Source organism: Halomonas sp. BC2, from assembly GCF_002078115.1.
GTDB classification, from domain to species: Bacteria; Pseudomonadota; Gammaproteobacteria; order Pseudomonadales; family Halomonadaceae; genus Vreelandella; species Vreelandella stevensii.
This window is the reverse complement of sequence record NZ_LFGT01000012.1, coordinates 1,682-9,258: the sequence shown is the minus strand read 5'-3', so window position 1 is coordinate 9,258 and position 7,577 is coordinate 1,682. Positions and strand designations below refer to the sequence as shown.

Here is a 7,577-nt window from a genome sequence, read left to right as displayed (position 1 = left end):
ATTCATGTATGTATGCTAGCCTTGAACTTGGCGAATTTGTGTGTACAAAGTGCCTGCCCAGCCCAGCACCTTTTACCTTAGTCCAATGCACCGTTGGTGGGGGGCTTTTTACGCTCACGGCGCTTGAATTGCCGAGGGTCGATGCCCCACTTTTGCAGCCGGGAGGCCAGCGTCGTAGGCTTGACGCCCAATAGCTCCGCCGCCCCACCCGCACCAGAGATCTTGCCCTGTGTCGCTGCCAGCGCCTTCAGCGCATTGTCCCGCTGGCGCTGCTGTAGCGCCTGTTCGGTCATCGGCGTCTCGGCAAGGGGCTCGGCGCCCTTGTCACGCTCCGCCATGACCTGCCCCGGCACACTGGGCTCCGGCGGCAACAGGTCGTCGAAGCAGAGTCGGCGGTCCTGGGTCACGATCACCTGTCGTTCGATGACGTTTTCGAGCTCGCGGATATTGCCAGGCCATGGGTAGAGGGTCAGCAGCTCCAATTGGGCGGGAGGAATACGCACGCCCGGCTTGTTGAACTTCAAGCAGGCGCGGTGCAGAAAATGTCGCGCCAGCAAAGGCACATCCTCGATGCGCTTACGCAGCGGCACTGAATCGATGGGAAACACGTTGAGCCGGAAATAGAGATCCTCTCGGAAATGCCCGGCGTCGATCATCTCTTTCAAATCACGGTTGGTGGCCGCAATCACGCGCACGTCCACTTCGCGGGTGCGGTTGTCCCCCACTCGCTCGAACTGCTGATCCTGCAATACGCGCAGCAGCTTGCTCTGCAGCTCCAGCGGAATTTCTCCCACCTCGTCAAGAAACAGCGTACCGCCGTGAGCCAGCTCGAAACGCCCCGGACGGTCCTGCATCGCCCCGGTAAAGGCCCCTTTGACATGGCCAAAGAACTCGCTTTCGAACAGATCTCGCGGTATGGCGGCACAGTTGACCCGAATCAGCGGCCGGTCGCTGCGCCCACTTCCGGCATGAATGGCCCTGGCGATCAGCTCCTTGCCCGTGCCGGACTCACCGCTGATCAAGACGTTGGCCCCGGTCGGCGCCACCATGGCAATCTGCTGGATCAATTTGGCCACCGCCGGGCTGTTGCCCACGATATTGCGGTGATTGACCTCTGCCTTGATCTCCTCCTGGAGGTATTCGTTCTCCAGCTCCAGCCGCCGCTTCAGCGACTCGACCTCCTCCAGGGCATCGCGCAGCTGCTGCTCTGCCCGCTTGCGTTCGCGGATATCGCGAAACAGCACCACGGCCCCCACCAACCGCCCCATCTCGAAAATGGGGGTGCTCGTATACTCGACGGGAATCGCCTCACCGTTCTTGTGCCAGAACACTTCATCGTCGACGTGGTGCACCTGGCCATCGCTGAACGAGGCATGAATGGGGCACTGCTGCACCGGGAAATGCGAGCCATCGGCATGGGTATGGTGAAACATCAAATGCGCATCGTGGCCCACCATATCCTCGGTGCTCCAGCCCAGAATGCGCTCGGCCGCTGGATTGACGAAAGTGGTTCTGCCCTGCGCATCCAGCCCGTAGATGCCCTCTCCGGCGGCGCTGAGAATCAGCTGGTTCTGCCTTTCGATTCGCTCGAACACCTGCTCAACGCGCTGCCAACCCACCTCCCCCTGGCGATGCTGGCGGCTAAGCTCCGCCTTAGCGCGGCGCTGCTCGGCTTTATTACGATCAATCACCGTCAGCAACAGCTTTGAGGAGTCGTGTAAGCGTTTCCCATAGACCTCAACATGGCGAGGCTGGCGCACGCTATCCAGCAGCACCAAATCATCCGACCATCCTTGGCCGGTGGTCAGCACCTCATCGGTAAAGCTGACCCATAGCGGCAATGAAGCGCTTAAACGGTGGCTAAAAGGGGTCGTAAGCGGCTGCTCATGAATCAGCAGCAGTTGGCACGCCGCTGTATTAGCGTCAATTAACCGGTCGCTGAGCGGGTCAATAAGTCCTGGTAAGCCAACGACAGGGCACCGCCCCCCTGACAGGGTGGCGGTGCCCAACCTACCGCCAAATCGCGTATCATGTGGCCCTCTGCTGACTTTCGCCGCTCAAAAAGGGGCATGATCCATGTATAAACTCGCTTTTTTTGTTCCTGTCGACCATGTCGAGAGCGTCAAGCGCGCCGTGTTCGACGCGGGTGCGGGGCGTATCGGTGATTATGAGCACGTCTGTTTCCAGACCCGCGGCACCGGCCAGTTTCGGCCGATGGAGGGCGCCGAACCGCATATCGGTCAGGTAGGCACCCTGGAAAGGGTGGAAGAGTTCAAGGTGGAGCTGGTCTGTGACGACGCGCACATCCAGGCGGCCATTGCCGCCCTCAAGCTGGCCCACCCCTACGAAGAAGTGGCCTACGACGTGTGGCAGCTGGCCAACCTGTAGGCGCTCCCCCCTGCCCCATCAGGCACTGCCGAAGTAGCGCTCGCGGTCTTCGGGGGTGATCTTGCTGATGTGCAGCGAAAATTCCGCCTGCTGGCGATCTTCGAAGTAGTGCCGCAGGGTCCGTTCGATGGTGGGGAAGGCCAGCGCGTCCCAGGGGATTTCGTGCTCTTCGAAAAGCGCCACCTCCAGGCTTTCTGGTCCGGCACTGAAGCCACCCACCAGGTCGGCACGAAAAATCATGTAGACTTGATTGATGTGGGGCAGGTCGATCAAGGTGTACAGGTCTCCCAGCGCGACTTCGGCGAAGGCCTCTTCCCAGGTCTCTCGGGATGCGGCCTGCTGCGTGGTTTCGGCGTTTTCCATATAGCCTGCCGGCAGCGTCCAATACCCTTTGCGCGGCGCAATGGCGCGTTTGCACAGCAAGACCTTCGAGCCGCTCACCGGCAGCGTACCCGCCACAATGCGCGGATTCTGGTAGTGAATGGTACCGCAGGCATCGCACAGGTAGCGGGGGCGGTCATCTCCGTCAGGCACCGCAAAGCGGACTTTTTCACCACACTGACTACAAAAGTTCATCGCGTTTTCTCTATGGCTGGAAGGGCGAGCTATCAACGCGCTTGACGCTGATCGTCATGGCTGGGTAAAAGAGAACAAAGTCACGGGAATCCCCTATGTTAGAGAAACTGCGCAAACAGCTGCAACTGCATACGCCTCAACGGCTGGACCACGTTACTCTGCCAGAGGCCGCCGTCTTGATGCCCATCGTCGAGCGGCCATCGCCGACGCTGCTGTTTACCCGCCGCGCGGGCCACTTGACTACCCACAGCGGCCAGGTCGCTTTCCCCGGCGGCAAGCGTGAAGCCACCGATGCAGACCTCTACGCCACCGCACTGCGGGAGGCTCAGGAAGAGATTGCGCTAGCACCGCAGGCAGTGCAGCCGCTGGGGCGCCTGTCCGATGTGATTTCGCTGCACGGGATACGGGTCACCCCCTGGGTAGGCCTGATCCCCCCCGACCTGCCATTGGTGGCAGACCCGGCGGAGCTGGATGCCATTTTCGAAGTGCCGCTCAGCCACTTTCTGGAGGACCAGCGCACCCATACCGATGTCATCACCGTGGATGGCGTCGCTCACTACGTGCCCAGCTACCAAGTAGACAGCCACGTGATCTGGGGGCTCTCGGCCATGATGCTGGTGGAGCTGCTGGCCGAAGGGTTCGGCATGGACATCGACCTTTACCGCCGTCCGGCCGGCGCCTTGCGCCACTACCCCGAACGGCGCTCTCCTCAGCGCCCAGCCACCGTCAATCGCAACGACAAGCCAGTCACGAGACACACCAAATGATCGCTTCCATGGAAACCCGCCCCCATGCTCTTGCCCCCGATGCCCACGTGGCTCTGGTCGACGCCCTGGTGGAACAGGGCTGGTACGTGGGCCGGGGGGTCATCGACCCGGCCCTGTGCCAGGCGCTGCAAGGCGAGCTGCTGCATCTGGCGGCCCACGATGCGCTCGATGAAGCAGGTATTGGGCGCGGTCAGCAGCACCTGCTGCGCAAGGATATTCGCGGCGACGCCATCCACTGGCTGGACCGTGAAAGCGAAGCCCAGCGGCACTATCTCGATGCCATGGCCGAGCTGCAGCGCTCGTTGAATCAGGCGCTGTTTCTTGGCCTGTTCGAGTACGAGGCGCATTTTGCCCACTACCCTGCCGGGGCGTTTTACCAACGCCATCTGGACAGCTTTCGCGGGCGGGCCAATCGCGTCATCTCGACCGTCGGCTACCTCACCCCCGACTGGCCCGCCGATGGTGGAGGCGAAATGGTCATCTACGACCCCGACAACCCCAGCCGGGAAGTGGCCCGGGTCGTGCCCGAAGCAGGAACGTTCGCCTGCTTTTTATCGGAAACCATTCCCCACGAAGTACTGCCCACGCGCCTACCGCGCACCAGCATTGCTGGCTGGTTCCGCCGCAATGCCTCGCTGGGTGGCGTACTGGACCCCGCGCGATAATGCCATGACCACGCCGCTGGAAGCCCGCCTGCAAGCAGAAATCGCCTCGTTACAGGCGCGCAATGCCGCCCTGGAAGAGGAGAAGCGCCACTACCAGTGGCTGGCGGAAAGCACCACCGACCTGATCTCTCGGCATGCCCGCGACGGCACGTTTTTGTATGCCTCCCAAGCCGCCCGCGACCTGCTGGGGTACGCGCCCGAGGAGTTGATTGGCGTCTCGGCTTATCAGCTCTTTCATCCCGCCGACCTGAGCGCGCTGCTCAACAAGTCACCACGGGTTTATTACCATGATGGGTTCTACCAGCAGACCTATCGCTTTCGCGCCAAGGCGGGCCATTACGTGTGGTTTGAAACCACCAGCCGGACCCGACGAGACGCCAACACGGGGGAGCTGCTGGACATTCTCTGTGTCTCACGGGACGTGGGGCGGCGCATCGAAGCCGAAGCCACCCGAGAACGCCTGGCGCAGGTGGTCGAGTCCACCACCGACTACGTGCTGTTTCTGGGGCCCGACCAGCGGGTATTCAGCGCCAATGAAGCCGCTCGGCGCTGCCTGGCACTGCCCGACGAGGCCCTGCAAGCTCCCCTGGAGACCGTATACTCCTGCGAGTCGCTGCGGCTGCTCCGGCAGGTGGTCTTTCCTGCCGTCGAGCGTTACGGTTCATGGAGCGGCGAGCTGGAGATACGCGCACCAGATGCCCTGCTGCCCGTGCTCAGCGTCGTGTTGGCCCACCGTGCTCAGGGCGCCGAACCCGGCCACTTCGCGCTCATCAACCGCGATATCAGCGCGCGCAAGCAGGCCGAAGCGCAGGCGCGCCGCCATCAGGAGCACATTGCCCATGCCAACCGGCTAGCGGCCGCGGGTGAGCTGGCGTCCAACATTGCCCACGAATTGAACCAACCGCTGGGCGCCATCGCCAACTACGCCAGCGGCGCGCTGATGCAGTGCCAGCAGCAACCTGCCCCCTCTGCCGAAGAACTGCGCCTGCCGCTGGAACGTATCAACCAGCAGGTCGAACGCCTGGCGCAACGCTTGCGACATCTGCGCAGCTTCGTACGCAAACGCAGCCATCGTGTGCACCCGGTCGCGCTGGCTCCGGTGATCGAGGCGGCCTGTCAGCTCTGTGAGTGGCAGTATCAGCAGGCAGCGATCCCTTTGCAGCGCCCGTTATCTGACGCGCTCCCCAGGGTCTATGGCGACCCCATCGCGCTGGAGCAGGTGCTGGTCAACCTGCTGCTGAATGCACTGACCGCCAGCCGTGAGATGCCCGACCGCCCCGCCGTGGTCATCACGGTTCGACCCAGCGGGCATCGCCAGCTAACGCTGAGCGTTGAAGACCAAGGGCCAGGCGTGCCCGATACCCAGCGCCCGCACATCTTCGATGCCTTCTACACCACCCGGGACGATGGACTGGGCATGGGTCTGGCCATCAGCCGAACCCTGCTGGAAAGCATGGGCGGCGCCCTGACGCTTCGCGACTGCCCCCAGGGGGCTTGTTTTGAAGTACTGCTACGTACGGAGACAGACGTTTGATGGAACCGCCCCTTTCCACCATTGCCGTGGTCGATGACGACACCGACCTGCGCGAATCGCTGGTATGGCTGCTGTCGTCGGTCGGCCTGACTGCCCAGCCCTTTGCCAGCGGAAACGCGTTTCTGGCGGCCCAGCGCGATCACATAGCCGTCCTGCTGCTGGATCAGCAGGACACCCTGCCGATCATCATGATGACCGGCCACGGCGATGTTCCCATGGCGGTGGCCGCCCTGAAAGCCGGGGCGTTCGAGTTCATCGAGAAGCCCTTCAACCACCAGCAGATCATCGAAATCGTGCAGCGAGCCCTGGAACACGCTCGCCAACGGCATCAGGCACAGGCGCAAGTGGCTAGCCTGAAGGCGCGCTACAGGTCGCTCAAGCCGAAGGAGCAGCAGATCATGACCCATGTGGCTCGCGGGTTGACCGACCGGGAAATTGCCGAACACATGGAGGTGAGCCCTAAAACCGTGGAAGTCTATCGGCTGAGGGCCATGAAAACGATGCAGGCGGGCAATGTGGCAGACTGGGTACGTCAGGCGGTAGCGCTGGGCCTGGTGGCCGCGCTACCGCCCTGAGCATTAGCTGAGGGGGACGATTTGACCATTGGCCTCTTCGAGCACGCGGCCAACCTGCTCGTAGTTGGCACTGCCCTGGCCGTTATGCTCTTCGATCAGGCCAATCACATTCAGCAGGGTGTCCATGCCGAAAGCCTTCTCGTCGGTAGAGGAAAATGCCTGAATATAGGCATTGCCCTGCTCGCTCCAGCCCAGCTTGATGGGGGCATCGATGATATTGACCTGAGTGCCGACAGGCACGCGCCAGAAGATCGACTCGATATCGTCCCCGTGCATCCGGATACAGCCTCGGCTAGCGCGCATACCGATGCCGTCCGGCTGGTTGGTCCCGTGAATCAAGTAGCCCGGTATATCGAGCAGAATGGCGAACTGCCCCAGCGGGTTATCAGGGCCCGGAGGCACGACAGCCGGTGGCGGGTCGCCCCGCTCGGCGGCCTCACGACGAATGGACGCCGGCGGATACCAGGCAGGATTTTCGAGCCGCATGGTGGTCTTGGTAATCCCCAGAGGCGTATTGTAGGCATCGCGCCCAATGCCGATGGGGTAGGTCTCGACCACGGCAGGCTCGCCAGCCGCCGCCTCGGGATAGTAGTAGAGGCGCAGTTCAGCGACATTGATCACGATGCCGGTACGCGGCTCGTCAGGCAGAATGAACTGGCCGGGAATGGTCACCTCGGTACCTTCGCCAGGCACCCAGATACTGACATCCGGGTTGGCCATGCGGATCTCCTCGTAGCCCACGTTGTGAGCCTGGGCGATATCCAGCAGCGTATCTTCGTTACTGGCCGTGACCGTGTAGTTCTCGCCAATCATGTTGCCTGTTTCGGGCAGCAAAAAGTGCCCTTTGGGAAGCTCGCTGGCATTGGCCAACGCGCTGGTCGCCAGCAGCCAAGCGCTGACCGCCAGACTGCCTAAACAGGAGCGCTTGAGCCGTCGGCTGGCAGGGTAATGCGTCGTGGTCGTCATGGGTTCTCCTTTTTACGGCTAATATGCCGACTGGCTACCGGTGGGTCAATCCGACAGACTGTCGCATGGGCAGGCGCTCTCACCTCTTTAATACCAACACTTGAAC

8 protein-coding genes are annotated in these 7,577 nt (G+C 62.1%); 5 read left to right on the top strand and 3 right to left on the bottom strand.

Features of this window, described 5'->3' with window-relative positions; genetic code table 11:
- Positions 1 to 77 precede the first annotated feature (77 nt).
- Entirely contained in the window at positions 78 to 2,009 is a 1,932-nt protein-coding gene (locus B7L71_RS08930; protein ID WP_081137435.1) for a sigma 54-interacting transcriptional regulator, read from the bottom strand.
- Between the two features lie 67 nt (positions 2,010 to 2,076).
- Between B7L71_RS08930 and B7L71_RS08925 the strand changes: the two genes are divergently transcribed.
- Positions 2,077 to 2,388 (top strand): Nif3-like dinuclear metal center hexameric protein, encoded by a 312-nt coding sequence (locus B7L71_RS08925; protein ID WP_016914566.1) that lies wholly within the window; start codon positions 2,077 to 2,079, stop codon positions 2,386 to 2,388.
- An 18-nt stretch (positions 2,389 to 2,406) separates the two neighbouring features.
- Here B7L71_RS08925 and B7L71_RS08920 read toward each other — a convergent pair whose 3' ends face one another.
- Complete coding sequence (locus tag B7L71_RS08920; RefSeq protein WP_081137433.1) at positions 2,407 to 2,964, bottom strand: NUDIX hydrolase; 558 nt, start codon at positions 2,962 to 2,964, stop codon at positions 2,407 to 2,409.
- Positions 2,965 to 3,059: 95 nt separating this feature from the next.
- Here B7L71_RS08920 and B7L71_RS08915 point away from each other — a divergent pair, with 95 nt between their 5' ends.
- From B7L71_RS08915 to B7L71_RS08900, 4 genes are read left to right on the top strand one after another with little or no spacing between them, the layout of a single operon-like run.
- Positions 3,060 to 3,731, top strand: a complete 672-nt coding sequence (locus B7L71_RS08915; RefSeq protein WP_081137431.1) for a CoA pyrophosphatase — start codon at positions 3,060 to 3,062, stop codon at positions 3,729 to 3,731.
- A complete protein-coding gene (locus B7L71_RS08910; protein WP_081137430.1) occupies positions 3,728 to 4,396 on the top strand; it encodes a 2OG-Fe(II) oxygenase in 669 nt (222 codons plus the stop codon). Before B7L71_RS08915 ends, B7L71_RS08910 begins: the two co-directional genes overlap by 4 nt.
- 4 nt (positions 4,397 to 4,400) lie before the next feature.
- Positions 4,401 to 5,930 carry an ATP-binding protein gene (locus tag B7L71_RS08905; protein WP_249273218.1) on the top strand — a complete coding sequence of 510 codons (1,530 nt, stop codon included), beginning with the start codon at positions 4,401 to 4,403 and terminating at the stop codon, positions 5,928 to 5,930.
- Complete coding sequence (locus B7L71_RS08900) at positions 5,930 to 6,505, top strand: response regulator transcription factor (protein WP_081137427.1); 576 nt, start codon at positions 5,930 to 5,932, stop codon at positions 6,503 to 6,505. Before B7L71_RS08905 ends, B7L71_RS08900 begins: the two co-directional genes overlap by 1 nt.
- 3 nt (positions 6,506 to 6,508) lie before the next feature.
- Here the strand turns inward: B7L71_RS08900 and B7L71_RS08895 are convergent, their stop codons facing one another.
- Positions 6,509 to 7,471 carry a L,D-transpeptidase family protein gene (locus B7L71_RS08895; protein WP_081137425.1) on the bottom strand — a complete coding sequence of 321 codons (963 nt, stop codon included), beginning with the start codon at positions 7,469 to 7,471 and terminating at the stop codon, positions 6,509 to 6,511.
- Positions 7,472 to 7,577 lie beyond the last annotated feature (106 nt).